This window comes from uncultured Mediterranea sp. (genome assembly GCF_902493215.1).
GTDB lineage: Bacteria > Bacteroidota > Bacteroidia > Bacteroidales > Bacteroidaceae > Bacteroides.
The window spans coordinates 35,188-57,388 of sequence record NZ_CABUOL010000013.1; the positions used below are offsets into that span (position 1 = coordinate 35,188).

At 46.7% G+C, this 22,201-nt stretch carries 12 protein-coding genes; 8 read left to right on the top strand and 4 right to left on the bottom strand.

Annotated features, from left to right (window positions below; translation table 11 throughout):
- Positions 1-39 precede the first annotated feature (39 nt).
- Genes RDO88_RS09120 through RDO88_RS09130 form a run of 3 tightly spaced genes read right to left on the bottom strand, consistent with a single transcriptional unit; the run spans position 40 to position 5,488 of the window.
- Positions 40-891 carry a hypothetical protein gene (locus RDO88_RS09120; protein ID WP_021847460.1) on the bottom strand — a complete coding sequence of 284 codons (852 nt, stop codon included), beginning with the start codon at positions 889-891 and terminating at the stop codon, positions 40-42.
- Positions 892-922: 31 nt separating this feature from the next.
- Complete coding sequence (locus RDO88_RS09125; protein ID WP_307759069.1) at positions 923-2,488, bottom strand: RagB/SusD family nutrient uptake outer membrane protein; 1,566 nt, start codon at positions 2,486-2,488, stop codon at positions 923-925.
- A 21-nt stretch (positions 2,489-2,509) separates the two neighbouring features.
- Positions 2,510-5,488 carry a SusC/RagA family TonB-linked outer membrane protein gene (locus RDO88_RS09130; protein ID WP_307759070.1) on the bottom strand — a complete coding sequence of 993 codons (2,979 nt, stop codon included), beginning with the start codon at positions 5,486-5,488 and terminating at the stop codon, positions 2,510-2,512.
- A 452-nt stretch (positions 5,489-5,940) separates the two neighbouring features.
- Here RDO88_RS09130 and RDO88_RS09135 point away from each other — a divergent pair, with 452 nt between their 5' ends.
- Positions 5,941-7,104, top strand: a complete 1,164-nt coding sequence (locus RDO88_RS09135; RefSeq protein WP_307759071.1) for a tyrosine-type recombinase/integrase — start codon at positions 5,941-5,943, stop codon at positions 7,102-7,104.
- Positions 7,105-7,331: 227 nt separating this feature from the next.
- On the opposite strand, the gene RDO88_RS09140 is transcribed toward RDO88_RS09135, so the two are convergent.
- The gene (locus RDO88_RS09140) at positions 7,332-8,414 is read right to left on the bottom strand and encodes a linear amide C-N hydrolase (RefSeq protein WP_307759072.1); all 1,083 of its coding nucleotides are present in this window, start codon (positions 8,412-8,414) and stop codon (positions 7,332-7,334) included.
- A gap of 280 nt (positions 8,415-8,694) precedes the next feature.
- Between RDO88_RS09140 and RDO88_RS09145 the strand changes: the two genes are divergently transcribed.
- From RDO88_RS09145 to RDO88_RS09175, 7 genes are all read left to right on the top strand, one after another.
- Positions 8,695-11,685: a SusC/RagA family TonB-linked outer membrane protein gene (locus RDO88_RS09145; RefSeq protein WP_374043931.1), complete on the top strand. Its 2,991-nt coding sequence runs from the start codon at positions 8,695-8,697 to the stop codon at positions 11,683-11,685.
- A gap of 19 nt (positions 11,686-11,704) precedes the next feature.
- Positions 11,705-13,336, top strand: coding sequence for a RagB/SusD family nutrient uptake outer membrane protein (locus tag RDO88_RS09150; protein ID WP_307759074.1), 1,632 nt, complete (start codon positions 11,705-11,707; stop codon positions 13,334-13,336).
- Between the two features lie 34 nt (positions 13,337-13,370).
- Entirely contained in the window at positions 13,371-15,272 is a 1,902-nt protein-coding gene (locus tag RDO88_RS09155; RefSeq protein WP_022021899.1) for a hypothetical protein, read from the top strand.
- Between the two features lie 168 nt (positions 15,273-15,440).
- Positions 15,441-16,703 carry a GTPase HflX gene (hflX, locus tag RDO88_RS09160; protein WP_307759075.1) on the top strand — a complete coding sequence of 421 codons (1,263 nt, stop codon included), beginning with the start codon at positions 15,441-15,443 and terminating at the stop codon, positions 16,701-16,703.
- Positions 16,704-16,834: 131 nt separating this feature from the next.
- A complete protein-coding gene (locus RDO88_RS09165) occupies positions 16,835-18,826 on the top strand; it encodes a DUF4954 family protein (RefSeq protein ID WP_307759076.1) in 1,992 nt (663 codons plus the stop codon).
- A 122-nt stretch (positions 18,827-18,948) separates the two neighbouring features.
- Entirely contained in the window at positions 18,949-20,586 is a 1,638-nt protein-coding gene (locus tag RDO88_RS09170; RefSeq protein ID WP_021847472.1) for a fumarate hydratase, read from the top strand.
- A 385-nt stretch (positions 20,587-20,971) separates the two neighbouring features.
- Complete coding sequence (locus RDO88_RS09175) at positions 20,972-22,126, top strand: acyltransferase family protein (protein ID WP_307759077.1); 1,155 nt, start codon at positions 20,972-20,974, stop codon at positions 22,124-22,126.
- The last annotated feature ends 75 nt before the right edge of the window (positions 22,127-22,201 follow it).

The window sequence follows — 22,201 nt, forward strand, 5'->3', positions numbered from 1 at the left end:
ATTAAACTGGGATGCCCTTTACATATTGGTTTCAGTTTATTATTTGGTCGTTTCTACCTTTCTCATTACAGTATCAGCCGTAAACCATGTGTATCCTGTAAATTGGCCTGTTGCAGAACTGAATAAAGCAGCAGTCATCGGATAATCAAATAGAATTAAGTTCAAATCTTCATTCCAGGAGGCTGACAGTGGATCGGTTACAAGATAGTTTCCGTCGATATAAGCAAGTACAGCATCTGCTACTCCTACAGGATCTCCAAAATCAAGTCCTTCTGCCAGTACTGTGTTCATTTTTACAGTAAGACCCTGAGGTGTGTATGCTATTGTAAATGGCATTTCAACTCCTTGGAGGGTCATTGTGCAATCGTAACCAGAGCGATCTTCACGAGTATTTAATACGATTGCCAAATTGCCTGCTCTACCGGCACTCAACGTCCAGTTCCCTGCCAAATTTGCATAAGGATCGGGAATTTCTTCGATGTTAACTTTACATGTGGCATTCCCTATAGTTGCACCTTCAGCAGATGTGATTTTTACTGTAAAAGAACGGTCTAAGTTATCTTCAACAGTGTAAACTGATGAACGCAATTCTGCTTGAACAGTTTCTACACCTGAAGGCATAATAAGACTATTACTTGTCAGAATGATGGTTTCATCATTGGTAACAGAGGTCCCATTACAATCTGTAACTTCTATATTGACTCTTACAGGGCCTGTATGGTCACCTTCCAATGAGATGGGAATTTCTACCATGGAAGTATTTTCCGTCACTGATAATTCAGTGGATGCAAAGCCTACGGTAGCGTTTCCGCTATTCATTTCCTCATCATCGCTACAAGCGGCAAATGATATCGGAAGTAAGCATAAAGCTAATAATTTGAGATATTTCATATGTTCTGTTCTTTTTAATTAAGTATATCAATTAATAACCAGGATTCTGTTGGCCTTTCAGCTGAGGATTTGCATCATACTCTGCTTTGGGGATAGGCCATACGAAACGATTATCACCAGCTTGTTTGGACAATGCAGTGGTGTTCACTCCACCCGGCTGAAGAACCATGGTTGATTCTTGGTATGCATTAGCACGATCGATGCCAAGATTCCAACGCTTCAGGTCGATTAACTGGAAACCTTCACCCACCAATTCTTTGTGGCGTTCGTTCTGAATGGCTGTCAATATCGTGGCATTTGTATAGCTCTTGTCAGTATATTCTGCAATACGTGTACGACACAAATCGTTCAAGTATTTGCTGGCATTTGTTACATCATTCTTTGCGGCGTATGCTTCCGCAGCAATCAGATATTGCTCAGCAATACGGAATGGTTTCGGCTTGTTGATATAGTGATTATCCACAATTGTTTGCGAATATATATCGGGGTTGCCGGGGTATTTGTCGAAAACATATACGTCTGCTTCCGAGCCGTTTGACAGAGCTAGATGATAGGGAGCAAAGAAAGACGTGAAACGAATATCTTTGTCTCCATCCGTATAGAGGTCAATCAAGCTTTGAGAAGGAATAAAGTCCATTACTTGTGGATCTCCATTCTTGTATTGTCCCCAGAACATTGTACCATTTGTAGAGCAGAGTTCATCTGGAGCGGCAGTATATATCTGCCAGATAACTTCTGTACCATAGTCTGTTACCCACATAGCACGGAATGCTTCTCCGTCATTGATAAGAGGGTACTTATTGCTGCTTATCAGTGCTGTTGATGCGCTTATTGCTGTATCATAGTCTTTTGTCCATAATGCAATGCGAGCGCGCAGAGCTGTTACCAAATCCTGGCTGATGTAGTTGTATTTGGCCTGAGTATTGGAATTAACGGTTTTGTTTTCATTTACCAATCTTTCAGCCTCTGCCAAATCTTTGTTGATCTGCTCAAATGTAGCTTGCAAAGATGAGCGGCCCGGATATTTACTGTTGTCGGTAGCATTGGAAACGTATGTCAGCTGTAAGGGAAGTCCATAAACCTCAGCGGCAGTGCTGGGATCGTATGCCTCGCAGAAGAACGTTGCCAGATTGTAATAGGCAAATGCACGTGAGAAATAAGCTTCTCCTGCCCAACAGTCAATTAAAGCACGGTCTGCTTCACTAATACCGGGTATTTCACCGTTTACCAATTTCTGATAAGAATCAATATAATAATTGCTACGTGCAATCAAAGTGTAGAAGTTACCCCAAATGGCTTCGATGTTACCATCAGAAGACTGGAAATCCCATCTGTATTGATTTCCATACGTGTTACTGTAGCTGGCGGTAGCATGAAAGTCTGCGCATTGGAATTCCGGTGTCAGAACGTGTCCACCCGAAGTCAGAGTCCTATATGGAGAATATAAGCCGATACGGGCACTTTTGAAGTCATTGGCTGTAGTCATGTACTGACTTTCTTCTACAGCATTGTAGGGATATTTCTCCATGTCACAGGAAGTCAATCCTACTGCTGCAAACAAGACGGATAAAATAATATTTCTTTTTTTCATTTTCATAAATTCGTTAGTGGTTCATGTTTAGAAAGTGAGTTCAAGTCCAAACGTAAACTGCTTGGTATTCGGATAGTTACCCAGCTGCATGTTGTTGTCAATTTCCGGGTCATAACCTCTATACTTGGTAACAGTCCACAGGTTACGGCCTACGAAGAATACGCGAGCGCTTTCCATGAAACCCGTGCGACGCATCCAGTTCTTCGGCAGGTCATAGCTGACAGTCAGGTTTTTCAGACGCATGAACGATGCATTCTCCAACAAGTGGGTGTCAAATTGCATCGGCGAGTCGGGAGTTGAGATGTTGGTAATATCACCCGGCTTCTGCCACATCGTGAGCATATCAACAGTCTGATTCATAGAGTTGGCAAATTGTGTATTCTCAGTAAACCAGCGTTCGTTGTTGAACATATATTGCCCCAGCATATAAGCAAAATCTGCTGAAACTGTGACGCCTTTCCAGCTAAGTTTGCTTCCGAAACCGCCGGAATAAGGAGCAAATTGCTGTTTACCTGTAAATACGGCATCGTCTTCAGAGTAGGTTTTGGTCAAGTTGCCATTCTTGTCATACCACATGTTGTAACCATCACGTGGGTCAACACCAGCCCAACGGGTACTGAAATATTCACCATAAGGCTTGCCGACCTGAAGTTTCAGACCTGTGTTAGCCAATACATATTCGTCCAAACCGTTGAACAATTTGGTAATTTCATTTTTGTTATAGTTAAAGTTGGCAGATACACTCCAATTGACGCCTGCCACATCTTTAAGAATGTCTACATTTGCTGTAATATCCACACCACGGTTGCGCATGCTGGCTACATTACCCCAACCTGCAGAGAAACCAGTTGTGTAGGAGAAAGGAATCTGCATCAACATGTCTTCTGTCAGACGGTTGTAGAATTCTACATCCAAATTAACTCGGTCGAACAAACGGGTATTCAAAGCTACATTGGCAGTTTTTACAACTTCCCATGTCAGGTCTGGATTGGCAGGATTGCCAATTGCTGTACCAGTTTCTCCACCGTACATGGAACCGGAGCTGATAAGACCATAAGCCATGTATGCAGAAAGAGCTGAAGAGTTACCTACTGTACCGTAGCTGGCTTTGAGTTGTAAGTCGTTAATCCATTCTACATCGCTCAGGAAGTTTTCTTTCTTCAAATCCCACATAGCGCCTACAGACCAGAAGTTACCCCATTGGTTATTAAGACCGAAGAGTGAAGAGCCGTCACGACGATAAGATGCGTCAAAGAAGTATTTCTCGTCGTAATTGTAGCTCAATGTTGCAAAATAGGAGTTGAATACCGTTTCTGATTTGGAATGTGAAGGCTTTTCCGTGGTAGCACCTGCATTCAGTAACATAAGACGACTGTCTTTCAAACCATTTACTCTAACACCGAATGACTGGTCTTTTGAGATGATGGATTCCTGACCACCCAGTAAGGTTACGTTGTGACTGTCAATGTTGAATTTGTACTCAGCAGTATTCGTGTAGGTGAACGAGTAGTAACGTTCAAAACTTTCTGATGCAGTTCCTGCTCCAATGAAAGGTCCTTCCGGATAAGCGACCTGAGAATTTCGGTAATCAAAAGCTTCCACAGCTTGGGCTGCACGGATATTCAAACCTTTAATTGGGTTGATGTTAAGGTAAGTATTACCGTTGATACGAATCAAATCACGGTTTGAAGGTTGTAATTCAGACAAGTAATAAGGATTGTATACACCGCCTTGTACTCTGTCGAAGAAATCCAGGCGTTCACCGAATCCTGTGAAGTTTCCTTCCTCGTCGGTCAGAATCTCATAATAGCTCTGGTCAGGACGATATACACGGGCAGCAAAAGCTTTGTTGTAAAAACTATTGGCAGTATTTCCAAATGCGGCAGTATTGTATTTCTGGAAAGACAAGTTGAGGTTGACACCTGCTTTCATCCACTTGTTGATGTTGGCTTCGATGTTTGAACGGAGTGTTTCACGACGCAAGTCTGAATCGTCCATAATACCTTCCATGTCGTAATGTCCGAAAGAGAAGAAGTAGTTAATAGTTTCCGTACCGCCTGTTACACTCAAGTTGTATTCTTGCATCGGAGCAGTTCCTCCAAAGAATACATCAGACCAGTCGGTAGAAATACCATTATTAATATAGAAGTTCTTTTCTGCCTGGAACTGGGCATTGTTTGCCAGTGACGGATCCAGAATTTCCTGGAAATTCAGCCACTGTTCGGCATTCATCATTGTTACGTTATCACCTGTCATTTTGGACAGACCGTACTGGGCACTGATATTGATTTTGGCTTTTTCCCCTCTTTTACCTTTCTTGGAAGTTAAGATAACAACACCGTTGGCAGCACGCGAACCATAGATTGCTGTAGATGAAGCATCTTTCAGTACGGTCATATTCTCGATGTCGTTCGGGTTCAATGAGGTGAATGTACTGGCTGAGATAGGAGAACCGTCCAATATAAACAGAGGTGCGGAGCTACCTTCGATGGAGCTTACACCACGCAGACGCATGCTGACGCTTTGGCTGGGCTCACCGGAAGGTGTGAAGACCTGCAAACCTGCTACCTGACCTTGAAGAGCGTCACCTACGTTGGCAACCGGAGTATTAGACAGCTTTTCTCCTCCTACTGCCGTCACAGAACCAACGACGCTTCCGAGTTTTTTGCCAGAACCATAACCGGTGATTACAACTTCATCCAAAAGTTCTGTATTCGGCTTCATCATAACCTTCAGATTGGGCCGGATTGTAACTTTTTGTTCTTCCATACCAATGTAGGAAACTACCAAAGTCTTCGCGGAACTTGGTACGTTCGCAATCTGGAACTTACCGTCTACATCAGTAATAGCACCGAGCTGAGTATTTTCAACTCTTACTGACGCTCCAATAACTGGCTGCCCGTCTTCTTCAGAAATCACAACACCTGTGACGGTCTGAGTTTGGGCAGTTACCAAGCCTATTCCTACAAAGAGGCAGGCCAATAACAGCATTAATTTTCTTTTCATAAATTCTCTCTTAAAGTTTAACTTTACATTAATTGTTTCTTTACTCTAACGAAATGCAAATTTATTAATAAATATGAAATGCGCAATTGTTTTATCAAGAAAAGCTGCAAAATCTGTCAAATTGTTATTCGAAATCTTTATTTTATGCTTAATAACAGATTTTATAGAGAAAGAATGCCTGAATTAATGCGACTGGCGTGTCAATATGAAGCCTCGAATTAAACACTCTTTCCAAATAAATATATGTATTTTATGCAAAAATGTTAATTTTAGGCTGGGGTTTTATTTCAAAAAACAATATTGAAGAACATATTTTTTTCAATCAGACACGAAAAACAGCCATCTTAACCGGGTAAACACCGCTCGAAAAGGAGGATTTTTAAGATTTGTTTTCGGGTCTTCCGCAGAGGAAGCAGCGGCCTTGAAACATGCGCCTGAAAAACGTTAAAGGTATGGATAAAATAGTTTACAATCTGGTATACAACCGGAAAAAGGCATTGAATAAAAGAGGAATGGCACTGGTTCAGATAGAAGCGTATCTGCACCAAAGGAAGAAGTATTTCTCCACCAAGGTGTATCTGAAGCCGGAACAATGGGACGAGCGGAGGCAACTCGTAAAGTGTCATCCCAACAGCGAGGCGCTGAACTGGTGGCTGAACGAATGTGTGGCACGAATCGAAAAGGTCGAACTGGACTTGTGGCAGCAAGGGAAGGCTATATCGCTGGACGCTATCAAGGAAGCGATACGCAAGAAGGAAAATGTCAGGTCTTTCTTTGCATTCTATGCACACGAAGCTTCGCAAGCCGTCCTGAAGGAAAGTACCCGGAAGAATCACCTGACAACCCTCGCTTTGCTGAAGATGTTCAAGCCCGAAGTGGAGTTTGCAGAGGTTACTTTCGACTTCGTTTGTGGGTTCGAGCATTTTCTACGCCAAAAGGGCTATCACGTCAATACCGTCGCCAAGCACATCAAGCACCTCAAGCGCTATGTCAATATGGCCATCAACAAAGAGCTGATGAAAGAACAGCAATATGCTTTCCGGAAATATAAAATAAAGACGGTGGAAAACTCCCATACCCATCTGACGCCCGAAGAATTGGAGAAGATGGAAGGGTTGCGGCGAAATAAACGTCCGTTTCGGCAGAGAAAAACGCTGGATGCCTTCCTGTTCTGCTGCTATACAGGGCTGAGGTATTCGGACTTTGTACAGATGAAGCCTCAAAACCTGATTAATATCCGCCAGGAAGTGTGGCTCACTTATAAATCGGTCAAGACAGGGAATGAAGTGCATTTGCCACTGCACCTGTTGTTTGGCGGTAAGGCCATTGCCATTTTAAAGGAATATGAGAACGATTTAGGAAGTTTCTTCCGCCTGAAAGACAATTCGAATATCAACAAAGAGCTCAGACTGCTTGCCAGACGGGCCGAAATCAACAAGCGGGTATCATTCCACACCGCCCGCCACACCAACGCAACTCTTCTTATATATAATGGTGTAAATATTACGACCGTACAGAAATTGTTGGGGCACAAAAGTGTGAAGACGACCCAGGTCTACACCAATATCATGGACCGTACCATTGTGCACGATTTGGAATCGCATCAGGGGGCATAGGGGACAATAAAAAAGGGAAATACCGAAATGTAAGGATAATTCATTTTTCGACTTTCTATCAACCGACAATATCACCGGAGGTGTATTGGGGAATGTTTGAAACATAGGGGGCTTATGTTTCAAACATTCGACCCCAATGTTTCAAACATACGGCCATTGGGGTTCAAACCTTCTTCTGACACGACCTGCTTGCAGATTGCGGAATTGTTGTCAGATGTTGGATATTTTCATTTTACACAAACCGGCACGAACGGTTGTTTCTTCTCCTTGTCGAGCGGAACTGCCTGATAGGCCACCCGTGTGAAGTCTATTTGCGACAAGTCGATGCGGCGTATAGCGCTGTTGTACATGGTGCGATAGTAGATGACCTTGTTGGTTATGTCGGTCGCGGTTGTCCATTGTGTCGCGCTGGGGATGTCTGCCGGTATCTTTCCGTCTGCAAATTCTACGCCGATGGGGATATCGAAGTTGTTCAGTATCTGAAAACCTTGACGTACGGCATCTTCAGCCTTGTCCTGCAAAGGCGCAGTTGCCTGATAGAAGGCTGCCCGGACGAAACGCGACGGAGGGGTAACATCGCCGGGGATTCCCAGAAAACCGCTGCCCGCACCGAAAGAGGCAATCTGTACCCCGTCCAGCTTCTTGGCCTCGGCCGTACCGGCATAGAGGTTGACGTAATTGTTCAGGTTGGTCATCTGCCATTCGAAGCCGGGCGAATTGGTCAGTACGCCCAGCTTGTTCTCATAGAAACAGGGCTTTCCACCCACGATTTCCAGTACAATCTGTCGGCCCGTAGTGTCGGCAAACCGCCAGTGGACGGTCGATGCGCGCGGATCTATCGCTATGACATGTGCTTTGGAGACGGCTTCCTTCACCTGCTCCACGGTTGCACAGCTGCCCAATATCCAGGAGACAAGCTGCAGGTCGGTGACGCTTTGCCCCTTTACCGCCGCGTCGTACGCTTCATATTGTCCATAGCCGGGGAAATAGAAAAGTCCCGCAGACAATCCGGCCTCATTCAGCCCTTCGACTACGAATTCCTTTTGCTCGACAGAAAGTCCCACGTAACCGTATCGGGCCACCATTTTCATGCCGTCCAGCGTATAGCCGGGTACGTATGAGTGCTGCACATATCCTCGGGGGACAACGACATATTGGCTGTTCAGTTCGCTTCCGCCCCATTCGATGGTACGGGCCACGATGCGTGCGCTGTCTTTGGCTGTCAGTGTAATGCCGGTACAGGCGTTTGCTTCCTGTTGCATCAGGAATGTCATGGCCAGAGCCATGCAGGTAATAAAAATCTTTTTCATCGCAATCAAGTTTTATACAAGTAACAAATTTACAGTTAATATGTTTATGTTGTATGCCTCTGAGCAAGAAATATACGTGCAGGCGCATTCCAATCTGTTAAAATGCGCCACGGCCGGGTATCAAATGGGTAACGGCAGGTACAGACATCCCTTTCCCGATAGCCTCCGGCAGCCTACATCCGTTTGTTTGAAATCGAAAAAGTGCATAATGCCCTCATGCAGAGGGGCGATAGGGGCGGTTGGGAGTTCCGCGAAGACTTTGGTAGTTTCCTACATTGGTATGCAGACTGTAGAAGTTCCTGTAAAGCCCAGTGTGAAAGTCTTCTTGAAGTCGAATACTGAGCTGCTGGACGAGGTGATGGTTGTGGCTTATGGTACAGCCAAGAAATCTGCCTTTACAGGTTCGGCTACCGTTGTAGGCTCGGATGAAATCGGTAAGATACAGAGCTCTAACGTGGCCAATGCCTTGACTGGTAAAGTGGCAGGTGTGCAGTTGAATACGTCTTCCGGTCAGCCGGGCGCAACTACTCCTTCTATCCGCGTACGTGGTATCAGCTCTATCAATGCCGGCAGTGATCCGTTGATTATTCTGGATGGTGCTCCTTATGATGGTGACCTGAATAATATCAGCTCTCAGGATATTGAGTCTATGACTGTGCTGAAGGATGCTGCATCCAATGCCTTGTATGGTGCACGTGGTGCCAACGGTGTGATTATCATTACTACAAAGAAGGGTGCTGCTGGCCAGGCTCGTGTAACAGTCGATGCCAAGTGGGGATCCAATTCGCGTGCTACCCAAGATTATAATTTCATCAAGAGTCCGGCTCAATACTATGAAATGTATTACGGGGCATTAAGCAGCTATTTTACTCAGTTGACAGACGACAAGGGTAATCTGGTTTATCCTAATCCTCAGGCTGTCTATGAACAGACTAATGCTGCTATGACTGGTTCCGGTAGTTATGGTTTGGGATATAATGTATACAGTGTTCCATCGGGACAGTATCTGATTGGTACGAATGGAAAACTGAACCCCAATGCAACTTTGGGAAATGTAGTCGAATATAACGGAATGCAATATATGCTTCGTCCCGACAACTGGTTGGATGAGGCCTATAGCAACGGTTTGCGTCAGGAATATAATGTCAGTGTTTCGGGTGGTACAGACAAATCGTCTTTCTATGCTTCTGTAAGTTATTTGAATAATGAAGGTATTACTGTAAATTCAGACTATGAACGTCTGACTGGTCGTTTGAAAGCTGATTATCAAGTGAAGGAATGGTTGAAGTTTGGTGCAAACATGTCGTATACTCACTTTGATGCCAATTCTTTGGGAGAAGATGGTTCTTCTAATTCTTCTGGAAACATTTTCGCTTATGCTACCCGTATCGCTCCTATTTATCCGTTGTACATCCGTGACGGTCAGGGCAATATTATGACTGACAAAAACGGTATCACAATGTACGATTTCGGTAATAAGGATAATGCAGGTCTGAGCCGTCCGTTCTTGAGCGGTGGTAACGCTTTCGCTGCCAATCTTTTGGATACCAATAATGCTGAAGGCAATGTGATGACTGCTACCGGTTTTGCAGAAGTTCGTTTCCTGAAGGACTTTAAATTTACGTGGACAAGTGGTGTGGCAATTGATGAAACACGTACCAATGGTTTCACCAATCCTTATTATGGACAATATGCAACTTCTAATGGTATTGCCAGCAAGTATCACACTCGTAATTTGGCATACAATCACCAGCAGTTGTTGAACTGGAAGCGTTCATTCGGTGCTAATAACTTTGAAGTGATGCTGGGTCATGAATACTACCGTTATAAATATTATTATTTGTATGCCAGCAAATCCAATGTGTTCGATCCGAACAATATTGAATTGAGCGGTGCCATTACAGAAAACGGCAGCAATTCATATACTACCGATTATAACACTGAAGGTTATTTCGGCCGTGTACAATATGACTTTGCTGAAAAGTACTTCCTTTCTGGTTCTTACCGTCGTGATGCTTCTTCACGTTTCCATCCCGATAACCGCTGGGGTAACTTCTGGTCGGCAGGTGCTGCCTGGATTATCTCCAAGGAAGACTTCTTCGATGTAGACTGGGTGGACATGCTGAAGATTAAGGCATCATATGGTTCTCAGGGTAACGATAATATCGGTGACTACCGCTATATCAATACTTATAATATAGTTAATTCGGCCGGTAATCCTGCTGCTATACCTAATACAATGGGTAATAAGGATATTACTTGGGAAACAAACGGTAACTTCAATGCCGGTTTCGACTTCGAACTGTTCAAGGGCCGTTTGACTGGTACTGTGGAATACTTCCTCCGCAAGACAACAGATATGTTGTTCTCATTCCCGCTGCCGCCGACATTCGGATATACTTCTTATTATGCCAATGTAGGTGACATGCAGAATATGGGTATTGAGGCAGAATTCAACGGTTCTATCATCAAGACCAATGATTTCACTTGGGATCTGGGCTTGAACTTGACTCATTACAAGAACAAGATTTCTTATCTGCCTGAGGAACGTAAAACAATGGTTGTAGATGGAGTACCGGGATACAGCAGCGGTAACTATTACTATGGTGAGGGTGAAGCTTTGTACACTTACCGTATCAAGAAGTATGCTGGTGTTGATCCGGAAACAGGTGAAGCTTTGTACTATAAGAATGTAACAGATGAAGCTGGAAATGTAGTGGGTACCGAGAAGACTGCCAAGTATGATGATGCAGATTATTATTTGTGTGGAACAGCTCTTCCCGACGTATATGGTGGTTTCAATACCTCGTTCACCTATAAGGGTTTTGATTTGTCGGCCGACTTCACCTATCAGATTGGAGGACAAATTTATGATGGCGACTATGCCAGCATGATGAGCAGTCCTACTACCAGCTCCAAAGGTTCCAATTTCCATGCCGACTTGCTGAATGCTTGGACACCGGAAAACAAGAACTCCAATATTCCTCGTTTCCAATTTGGTGATAATTATACAGCTGCAACATCGGATCGTTTCCTGACAAGTGCATCTTACCTGAGCTTGCAGAATATTAACTTCGGCTATACATTGCCTACCAGCTTGACTAGACGTGCACAGATTGAGAAAGTACGTGTTTATGTGACGGCTGATAATGTATGGATATGGTCCAAGAGACAAGGCCTCGATCCTCGTCAGAGCATTACAGGTTCTGTAACCAATGCATATTATGCTCCGATGCGTACAATCTCGGGAGGTATCACATTAACATTCTAATTTATTGATTACAAATAATATGAAAACAAATATATCTAAATTAATAGCGGGAGTTTGTCTCTTCTCATCCCTGGGCCTGACTACGGGATGTATTGAAGAAACGATTCCGACTAGTGTAGCGACAGAAGATCAAGTAACTTCTTCGGATATGGCTGCTGCAGCCATGCTTTGGGCGATGCCAGCCAGTTTGAATGTAGTAGGAGTAGTCAGCTCCAGTTACCATTGGGACTGGGGATATGGTTCTATTATGCACGTACGTGACGTGATGACTGGTGATATGCCTGTAATCAGCTCCGGTTACAACTGGTATACCAACTGGGAGGTTGCTGAAGCGCAAGGTGAAAGCTATGTATATCCTCAATTCATTTGGAACTATTATTGGCAGGCTGTTTTGACAACCAATAAATTGATTGCAGCTATTGATGCAGAGACTGCTTCGTCAGCACAGTTGGGCTATTTGGCTGCCGCACATGCTTATCGTGCATTCTTCTATATGGATTTGGCCCGTATGTTCGAGTTCTTGCCCAGCGATAAGATACCTTCAGGTGTCAATGATGCAGGCAATGATGTGACTGGACTTACTGTACCTATTGTTAAAGAGACCATTACAGAAGAAGAAGCCAGAAATAATCCTCGTGTAAGCCGTGATGTGATGGCCGAATTCATTTTGAGTGATTTGGATTTTGCAGAGCAGAATATCGGAAAACTGGAAGAAAGCTCAAAAACACTTCCTCATTTGGATGTTGTATACGGTTTGAAAGCCCGTTTGTACATGTGGTTGGAAGATTATCCGAAAGCTAAAGAATATGCCCGTAAAGCTATTAACGCAACAGGTGTATCTCCGATGACAGAATCTCAATGCTTGAGTACCACCAAAGGTTTCAACGATCTTTCTTGCTGGATGTGGGGCTCCCAAATGGTATCTGAAGACGATGTGGTTAAGACCGGTATTTTGAACTGGGCTTCCTGGATGTCCAACGAAACCTCTTTTGGTTATTCAGGTCAGGAACCTTTCTTGATGATTAGCAAGAGCATGTACGATCGTCTGAGCAATACAGACTTCCGTAAGAAGATGTGGAAGGCTCCTGAAGGCAGTATGCTTGATGGCCAGACTGAGTATCTGACTTCTGCTGCATTCGGTAATTTTGGCGACCGTTTGGCTGATTATGCTTCGGTAAAATTCCGTCCGGCCGAGGGTAACTGCGATGACTATACTACTGGAGCTGCAACCGCTTATCCTTTGATGCGTGTAGAGGAAATGTACTTTATTGAAGCTGAAGCTGCCGCTCATTCAAATGTAGAAGAAGGAAAAACTTTATTGACTAACTTTATGTTAAGCTATCGTGATGGACAATACGAAACGACGGCATCTGGTGTTGATGAAGTTATAGATGAGATTATTTTCCAAAAACGTGTTGAACTTTGGGGTGAAGGTTTGACTTTCTTTGATATTAAACGTCTGAATCTGCCTGTTACCCGTGGTTATACTGGTACAAATTATCAGGATGATGCTCGTTATAATACCACGACACGCCCGGCTTGGATGTCTATATGTATTGTTCAGACAGAGAAAAACAACAATGCGGCTCTTATCGGATTTGAGAATCCCGAAGTTGCAGATGAGCTGTATACTCCATGGGCAGGTAATTGATAGGACAATACGAATTAATTAAAGGAAAAATTTTATGAAATCGATAAATAAATTATTTGGAACATTTGCTGCAGTGTGCCTCCTGTTGGGAGGTGCAGCCTGCACAGACGAGGTGGAATATACGGGTGCCGAATTGCAAACTGCCAGTCAGCCTTATTTCCCGACCAATTTGGCTAGTCAGATTGATTTGACCTCGGATGCCACAAGCTTTACCGTACAGGTAAGTCGTATGGCCGCTGGCTCAGAACTTACGATTGATTTGGCTAAGTCGGGTGACGAAGACGCTTTGTTTACCGTACCGGCTACGGCAACTTTTGCTGCTGACGCTACAACTGCTGATATCACTATCAGTTACGATCCGTCAAAGTTCGAGTTGGATGTTTATAAACCTTTGACATTGACTATTGCTACTGAAGGTGTAGACAATCCGTATTCGTCGAATACATATTCTTTTAAGGCAGGTATTCCTGCACCCTATAATTTGATCGGTGAGGTAAATTTCCGTGATGACATAGTAAACTCTCTTTATGGATTGGCACCGACTGTATATAATGTAGAGTTGTATGAGAATTCCGTAACTCCAGGCTTATATCGTATTCTGAATCCTTATAAGAACCATCCGTATGCTTCTGCGCAAACTTATGATAGCTCTAAAGACTATTATCTGACGATCGATGCAAGAGACCCGAATGGTGTTTATATGCCGGATGTACAGCCTTCAGGTTTGGCGTTGAATTCCTCTGAGGGTATGATTTATACTGCAAGTATGGCTGGTTACAATATTTCTAATGGAAGTAGCCTGGAAGCAGAAAAAGCTGCTGGAACTTGTGGTACATTGGTAGATGGTATTATCACTTTCCCCTATCGTAGCCTTTTGGGTGGCCTTCAGAATGGTGGAAATATATCTTTGTATTATGCTAACTCGAATGAGGCTTTTGCATTGTCTGTAGATCCCGAGATTGGTATTAAGGATTTCTCTGTGAACATGTCTTATGAAGGTAAACGTACAGACACTTATGGTAGAAATTATGCAATCGCTAATGTGGAGTTGGGAGCTGATGTAGAAAGCGCACAGATAGCTATTATTAAAGGATATCCGTCAAACGATGATGTAACCAAGATTCTGAATGGTGAGATTCCTTCGACTACAATCCGTTCTGACAGCGAGGTTGAGTTGGCGTGTGCTACAACAGGATTGCATTCAATTGTTGCAGTGTCTTATGGTATGAGTTCTTCTGAAACAGAAGCTACGGCGAAAGAGGTATATTCTATCAGTTTCCGATATGCGGTCGGCGAATCGATTCCTGTATCCTATTATGTAGGAGATTGGATTGTTTCCGGTATTCAATATGGAGTAGACGAGAATAATAAGCCTGTTACAGCACCTGTAACAATGTTAGCTACTATCACAGACAAGGGTAACGGTGTGTTGGGCGTTTCAGGTTTGGCTCCTTTTACACAAACTTACAATGATGAGATTAAGTTGGTTTATGAAACCGAAACCGGTAATGTAATTTTGGCACCTCAGCAATTGCCTGACTTGGAAGGCATGTCTATATTGGCCCTGCCAAGTAATTCGTCCACTGGATATGTGACTCAGAAAGAAACTTTATGGGGCGAAGCCAATGAATATGGTGAGCTCTCATTCTTCAATGCTCCTGAAAACGAAGGGGATTGGACCGACTTTATGATTATCATAGCTACAGAACAAGGATTGTCTCCGCAGCTGATGTATAGCTTGAATTGGCAGCGCTATGTACCTGAGACAGGAGGACAACGTGTCGTGACACGTTCAACCGAGACTTCCTTGAGTCTTTCTTTCCAGAGTTATGTTAAGGAATTTATGGCTCCTTTATCGCAGACCAAATCTTCCTTACCAATTATCAAATGTACTGATGGTACACCTGAATTTAAGGGTGAGGCTGTAAAGTTCTGAATCTTTTAAGAACAAATAGATTTAGATTGGTTGGGAGCTGTGTCCGAATGGGGCACAGCTCCTTTTTTATATCTTATTCTTATATCTTTCTAGTTTGTAGAGCTCGCTTTTTCTCATAAATCAGTATCTTTGTCACCGTTATTCATCTATAAGAAACGAACAATGGCAATGAAAGAATTTGTAATTTCCGAAGCGCAGGTAGAGACTGCGGTGCTGGTGGGACTCATTACGAAGACGCAGGACGAGCGCAAAACGAATGAGTACCTAGACGAACTGGCTTTTCTGGCTGAGACAGCCGGAGCGGAAGTGGTGAAACGGTTTACACAGAAACTGGATCAGGCTAACTCGGTGACGTATGTCGGAAAGGGAAAGCTGGACGAAATCAAGCAATATATCAAGGACGAAGAGGAGGCGGAGCGGGAAATCGGTATGGTTATCTTCGATGACGAACTGTCGGCCAAGCAGATCCGTAACATCGAGGCGGAACTGAAGGTGAAGATTCTGGACCGTACGTCGCTCATCCTCGACATCTTCGCCATGCGTGCACAGACGGCCAATGCCAAGACGCAGGTGGAGCTGGCACAATATAAATACATGCTGCCGCGTCTGCAACGACTCTGGACGCACTTGGAACGCCAGGGAGGTGGTTCCGGTGCCGGTGGTGGTAAGGGTTCGGTAGGTCTTCGTGGTCCGGGTGAAACCCAGCTCGAAATGGACCGCCGTATCATCTTGAACCGTATGTCGCTGCTGAAGGAACGCCTGGCCGAGATTGACAAGCAGAAGGCTACGCAGCGCAAGAACCGCGGTCGTCTGATTCGCGTGGCTTTGGTAGGATATACCAACGTGGGCAAGTCTACGTTGATGAACCTGCTGGCCAAGAGTGAGGTGTTTGCTGAGAACAAGCTGTTTGCTACACTCGATACGACAGTACGCAAGGTGATTATCGACAACCTGCCCTTCCTGCTCAGTGATACGGTAGGGTTCATCCGAAAATTGCCTACCGACCTGGTGGACTCCTTCAAGTCGACGTTGGACGAGGTACGCGAAGCCGACCTGCTGTTGCATGTCGTGGATATCTCGCATCCCGACTTCGAGGAACAGATTGAGGTGGTGAACAAGACTTTGGCTGATATCGGTGCGGCAGGCAAACCCATGATTTTGGTATTCAACAAAATAGATGCCTATACGTATGTGAAGAAGGATGAGGACGACCTGACTCCGCGCACCAAGGAGAACCTGTCCCTGGAAGAGCTGATGAAGACGTGGATGGCGAAACTGGAGGATAACTGCATGTTCATTTCGGCCCGTGAGAAAATCAACATCGAGGAGATGAAAACAATGGTTTACCAGCGTGTGAAGGAATTGCATGTGCAGAAGTACCCGTATAACGACTTCCTTTATCAGACGTACGACGAGAACGGGGAGTTGTAATATAACATATAGAAAACCTCTTCGGAGGGTTTACGGATAAGAATCTCTATGAAACGTGGGTGGATATAGCTGTTTGTCGGCCTGTCCGCCTGCGTTTCATGCGTTTATACAAGGAACTAAACAATAGTAACATGGAAATTTACAGAAACCTGACCGGGGATGAGATTTTTCGGTTGAAGAACCAGGCATGTCTGTCAGACGACTGGGAGAAGATTCGTGTATCAGAAAACTTTTCAACGGAGTTTGTACACCATGCGCGTTTTTCGGGAGAAGTTAAATTGGGTGTTTTTCAGGCGGAGTTTACGCTACCGGGAGGTATCCGCAAGCATTCTGGCCTGCGGCATGTGACGTTGCACAACGTGACGGTGGGCGATAACTGCTGTATCGAGAATGTCCAGAACTATATTGCCAATTACGAAATCGGGCACGATACGTTCATCGAGAATGTGGATATCCTGTTGGTGGACGGGGTATCGAAGTTCGGTAATGGGGTGGAGGTGTCTGTACTGAATGAGACGGGCGGTCGTGAGGTGGTTATCAATGACAAGCTGTCGGCACACTTGGCCTACATCATGGCACTCTACCGCCACCGGCCCGAACTGACTGCCCGTCTGAAAGAGATTGCCGATTATTATGCCGGCAAACATGCTTCGTCGGTAGGAACCATTGGCTGTCATGTAACCCTTATGAATACAGGTTCGGTTAGGAATGTCCGTATCGGCGACTATACTCATATTTCGGGAACCTGCCGTCTGTCCAACGGCAGTATCAACAGCAACGAGGCAGCGCCTGTATGGGTGGGCGACGGTGTTATCTGCGATGACTTTATTCTTTCCAGCGGTTCGCATGTCGACGACGGTGCCATGCTGACACGTTGTTTTGTGGGGCAGGCCTGCAAGCTGGGGCATAATTATTCGGCTTCGGATTCCCTGTTCTTCAGTAACTGCCAGGGAGAGAACGGTGAAGCATGTGCCATATTTGCCGGTCCCTTCACCGTGACACACCACAAGAGTACGCTGCTCATAGCGGGTATGTTTTCGTTCATGAACGCCGGTTCAGGTTCCAACCAGAGCAACCACATGTATAAGCTGGGCCCCATCCATCAGGGTACATTGGAACGTGGTGCTAAGACTACATCCGATTCCTACATTCTTTGGCCGGCTCGTGTGGGAGCCTTCTCGCTCGTTATGGGGCGTCACGTCAACCATTCTGACACGTCGAACTTGCCGTTCTCTTATCTGATAGAGCAGAACAACACCACCTATCTGGTGCCGGGCGTCAACCTGCGCAGTGTGGGAACCATACGCGACGCACAGAAGTGGCCCAAACGCGACGGGCGCAGGGACCCCAATAAGCTGGATTTCATCAACTACAACCTGCTCAGTCCTTATACCGTGCAAAAGATGTTCAAGGGGCGCGAGACACTGCTCAACCTGCGTCGGGCCAGCGGCGAGCTGTCCGACATTTATTCTTTCCATAGTGCCAAGATACGCAATTCGTCGTTGGTGAACGGTATCAGGTTCTACGAAATTGCTATCCACAAATTCTTGGGCAACTCCGTCATCAAGCGCCTCGAGAGCATCGATTTCCGCAACGACGACGAAATCCGTGTCCGCCTTCGTCCCGATACGTCCATCGGCAGTGGCGAATGGGTGGACATCTCGGGTCTGATAGCACCGAAAAGCGAGGTAGATGCGCTGATAGCTGAGATCGAAAGCGGAGCTGTGAACAAACTGAAGGAAATCAATGCTGAATTCGAACGGATGCATCGCAATTACTATACCTACGAATGGACGTGGGCTTACGAACAGTTGGAGGAGTTCTACGGGGTGAAGCCCGAAGAGATGACCTCGGCAGACATCATCCGTATTGTGGAGAAGTGGAAAGATGCAGTTATCGGCCTCGACCGCATGGTTTATGAAGATGCCAAGAAGGAATTCTCTCTGGCTTCCATGACGGGTTTCGGTGCCGACGGTTCACGGCTGGAGAAGGAAATGGATTTCGAGCAGGTGCGTGGCGACTTCGAGAGCAATCCGTTTGTCACCGCCGTGCTGAAGCACATCGAGGTGAAGAGCGCGCTGGGCGACGAACTGATAGAGCGGATGAAGAGGGTGGGCAACTGAAATTATTCCTAAAAACCTCCCTCCCCGCCGAAGAAAAGGCTTTCAATTAAAGAAATATTTCGATAATACTTCTTACCTTTGCATTAATCAAGATTGAACAACCTTTTAAACAAATTGTAATTATGGCAACAACACCTCCGTTCAAGTATCAGCCCATGTTCGAGAAGGGCAAGGATACGACTGAGTATTATCTGCTTACCAAGGACTACGTGTCTGTAAGCGAGTTTGAAGGAAAACCCATCCTGAAGATCGAGAAGGAAGGATTGACCGCCATGGCCAACGCGGCCTTCCGCGACGTGTCGTTCATGCTGCGCCGCTCGCACAACGAGCAGGTGGCCAAGATTCTGAGCGACCCCGAAGCCAGCGACAACGACAAGTACGTGGCACTGACCTTCCTGCGCAATGCCGAAGTGGCCGCCAAGGGTCTGCTTCCCTTCTGCCAGGATACCGGTACGGCCATCATCCACGGTGAGAAAGGCCAGCAGGTATGGACGGGCTATTGCGACGAAGAGGCCCTGTCGCTGGGTGTGTACAAGACTTATACTGAGGAGAACCTGCGCTACTCGCAGAACGCTCCGCTCACCATGTACGAGGAGGTGAACACCAAGTGCAACCTGCCCGCACAGATTGATATCGAGGCTACCGAAGGCATGGAATACGAGTTCCTCTGCGTGACCAAGGGCGGCGGTTCGGCCAACAAGACTTACCTCTATCAGGAGACGAAAGCCATCCTGAACCCCGAGACGCTGGTTCCGTTCCTCGTAGAGAAGATGAAGACGCTGGGTACGGCGGCTTGTCCTCCTTACCATATTGCCTTCGTCATTGGCGGTACGTCGGCCGAGAAGAACCTGCTGACCGTGAAGCTCGCCTCCACCCGCTTCTATGATAACCTGCCCACGACGGGTAATGAATACGGCCGTGCCTTCCGCGACATCGAGCTGGAAAAGAAGGTGCTCGAAGAGGCTCACAACATCGGCCTCGGCGCACAGTTCGGCGGCAAGTACTATGCACACGACGTGCGCATCATCCGTCTGCCGCGCCATGGCGCATCGTGCCCCGTAGGTCTGGGCGTATCGTGCTCGGCCGACCGCAACATCCGTTGCAAGATCAACAAGGACGGTATCTGGATTGAGAAGCTGGACAGCCATCCGGGCGAACTGATTCCCGAAGCTTTGCGTCAGGCAGGCGAAGGCGACGCTGTACGCATCGACCTGAACCAGCCGATGGCCGACATCCTGAAGGAGCTGACCAAGTATCCCGTGGCTACACGTCTGAGCCTGAACGGTACCATCATCGTAGGCCGCGACATCGCACACGCCAAGCTGAAAGAGCGTCTGGACCGTGGTGAAGACCTGCCCCAGTACATCAAGGATCACCCCATTTACTACGCCGGACCGGCCAAGACGCCGAAGGGTATGGCCTGCGGTTCGATGGGCCCCACGACGGCCGGACGTATGGACCCGTACGTCGACCTGTTCCAGAGCCACGGCGGCAGCATGATTATGCTGGCCAAGGGTAACCGCAGCCAGGCCGTGACCGACGCCTGCAAGAAGCACGGCGGCTTCTATCTCGGCTCCATCGGTGGTCCTGCAGCCATTCTGGCACAGAACAACATCAAGAGCATCGAGTGCGTGGAATATCCCGAACTGGGCATGGAAGCCATCTGGAAGATCGAGGTGGAAGACTTCCCCGCCTTCATCCTCGTGGACGACAAGGGCAACGACTTCTTCAAGCAACTGAAGCCCCGCTGCTGCAAGTAACCCCTGCGCGGCACAAATATAGAAAAGGATGCGCTCCCCATTGCGGGGAGGCGCATCCTTTTTTTGTCTGCATCCGTTCGTCTTGCAGGCCCGAGGCCGGGCTTCCTTTCCGTTTCCTACGGAGAAACTCCGTTTCCCATACGAGGAAACGCCAGTTACCCTTGGAGGAAACGGGCGTTTCCATGCGCAGGAAACGAGCGTTCCCCTTGAAGGAAACGGCTGTTCCCTTTTAAAGGTAACGGTCGTTCCCTTTAAAGGTTACGGCCATAAGGTCCTATGCCGGCTGGCAGATGCGGGCAGGATATGGATTTTTCAGGCTTCTTTTTGGCAGATGTCAGCATACTTTCCTATCTTTATGCCTTCAAACTTTTAATGAATAGACTTTATGGAGAAAACAGTTTCGACACATGAGTCTGGGCACATCGTGTGGCTGGACGTGGTGCGTCTGGTAGCCATGTTTGCCGTGGTGTGCTGCCATTGTACGGACCCTTTCAATTTTTATCCGGGCACTTCGCCCGACATCGGTGAAATCAAGTTCTGGGGAGCGGCCTATGGGGCGGTGCTGCGTCCCTGCGTGCCGTTGTTTGTCATGATTACGGGCGCACTGCTGTTGCCGGTGCGGGGCAGCAGCGGGGCTTTCTACAAGAAGCGCATCACGCGCGTGTTCTTTCCGTTTCTCATCTGGTCGGTGCTCTACAACCTCTTCCCGTGGCTGACGGGACTGCTGGGTGTGGAGCCGCGGGTCATCCTCGACTTCTTCCCTTATTCGGGCGAGGACGTGATGCGCCAGTCGCTCGGCGTCAGCCTGGGATACATCGGGGGTATTCCGTTCAACTTCTCCATCCTGGCTGTGCACATGTGGTACATCTACCTGCTCATCGGGCTTTACCTGTATCTGCCCATCTTCTCGGCTTGGGTGGCGCAGGCTTCGGAGCGGGCCAAGATGGGATTCCTGGCGCTGTGGGGCGTGACGCTGCTGTTGCCCTACTACAATGAGTTTGTTTCCGAATATCTGTGGGGTTCCTGCTCGTGGAATTCGTTCGGCATGCTCTACTACTTTGCCGGATTCAACGGCTATCTGTTGCTGGGTCACGTGCTGCGCCATAGGGAGTGGAGCGGGCGGACGTTGCTGCTGGCCGGTGTGCCGATGTTTGTGGCAGGCTATGCGGTGACCTACCTGGGCTTCCGCCACATGACGTCGTTGCCCGACTGTACAGATGAAATGCTCGAACTGTTCTTTACCTATTGTTCGCTGAACGTGGCTCTGATGACGGTACCTGTCTTCATGGTCTGCAAGAAGATACGCATCCGTTCGGAGCGCCTGCAGCGGATGCTGGCCAATCTGACGCTTTGCGGTTTCGGCGTCTATATGATACATTATTTCTTCACGGGCCCGTCGGTGGTACTGATGCGTGCGTTGGAGGTACCCATCCCGTTGCAGATACCCTGCGCCTCGGTAGTGGCGTTCGGTGTGTCGTGGCTGTTGGTTTCGATGGCCTACCGCTGGTTCGGCCCGCGGACGAAGTGGGTGCTGGGCTGATAAAAGCAAAGAAGGTGTGTCAAAATGAAGTGAGACAATTTTAACTCCCCCTCCTTCCAGAAGGAGGAGAGGCTC

What these genes read in the sequence shown, in the direction of transcription:
- RDO88_RS09150 (WP_307759074.1), top strand. Translation starts at nt 11,705, where the DNA reads ATGAAAACAAATATATCTAAATTAATAGCGGGAGTTTGTCTCTTCTCA.
- RDO88_RS09125 (WP_307759069.1), bottom strand. Translation starts at nt 2,488, where the DNA reads ATGAAAATGAAAAAAAGAAATATTATTTTATCCGTCTTGTTTGCAGCA.
- RDO88_RS09140 (WP_307759072.1), bottom strand. Translation starts at nt 8,414, where the DNA reads ATGAAAAAGATTTTTATTACCTGCATGGCTCTGGCCATGACATTCCTG.
- RDO88_RS09170 (WP_021847472.1), top strand. Translation starts at nt 18,949, where the DNA reads ATGGCAACAACACCTCCGTTCAAGTATCAGCCCATGTTCGAGAAGGGC.
- RDO88_RS09155 (WP_022021899.1), top strand. Translation starts at nt 13,371, where the DNA reads ATGAAATCGATAAATAAATTATTTGGAACATTTGCTGCAGTGTGCCTC.
- RDO88_RS09120 (WP_021847460.1), bottom strand. Translation starts at nt 891, where the DNA reads ATGAAATATCTCAAATTATTAGCTTTATGCTTACTTCCGATATCATTT.
- RDO88_RS09175 (WP_307759077.1), top strand. Translation starts at nt 20,972, where the DNA reads ATGGAGAAAACAGTTTCGACACATGAGTCTGGGCACATCGTGTGGCTG.
- RDO88_RS09135 (WP_307759071.1), top strand. Translation starts at nt 5,941, where the DNA reads ATGGATAAAATAGTTTACAATCTGGTATACAACCGGAAAAAGGCATTG.
- hflX (WP_307759075.1), top strand. Translation starts at nt 15,441, where the DNA reads ATGAAAGAATTTGTAATTTCCGAAGCGCAGGTAGAGACTGCGGTGCTG.
- RDO88_RS09130 (WP_307759070.1), bottom strand. Translation starts at nt 5,488, where the DNA reads ATGAAAAGAAAATTAATGCTGTTATTGGCCTGCCTCTTTGTAGGAATA.
- RDO88_RS09165 (WP_307759076.1), top strand. Translation starts at nt 16,835, where the DNA reads ATGGAAATTTACAGAAACCTGACCGGGGATGAGATTTTTCGGTTGAAG.
- RDO88_RS09145 (WP_374043931.1), top strand. Translation starts at nt 8,695, where the DNA reads ATGCAGACTGTAGAAGTTCCTGTAAAGCCCAGTGTGAAAGTCTTCTTG.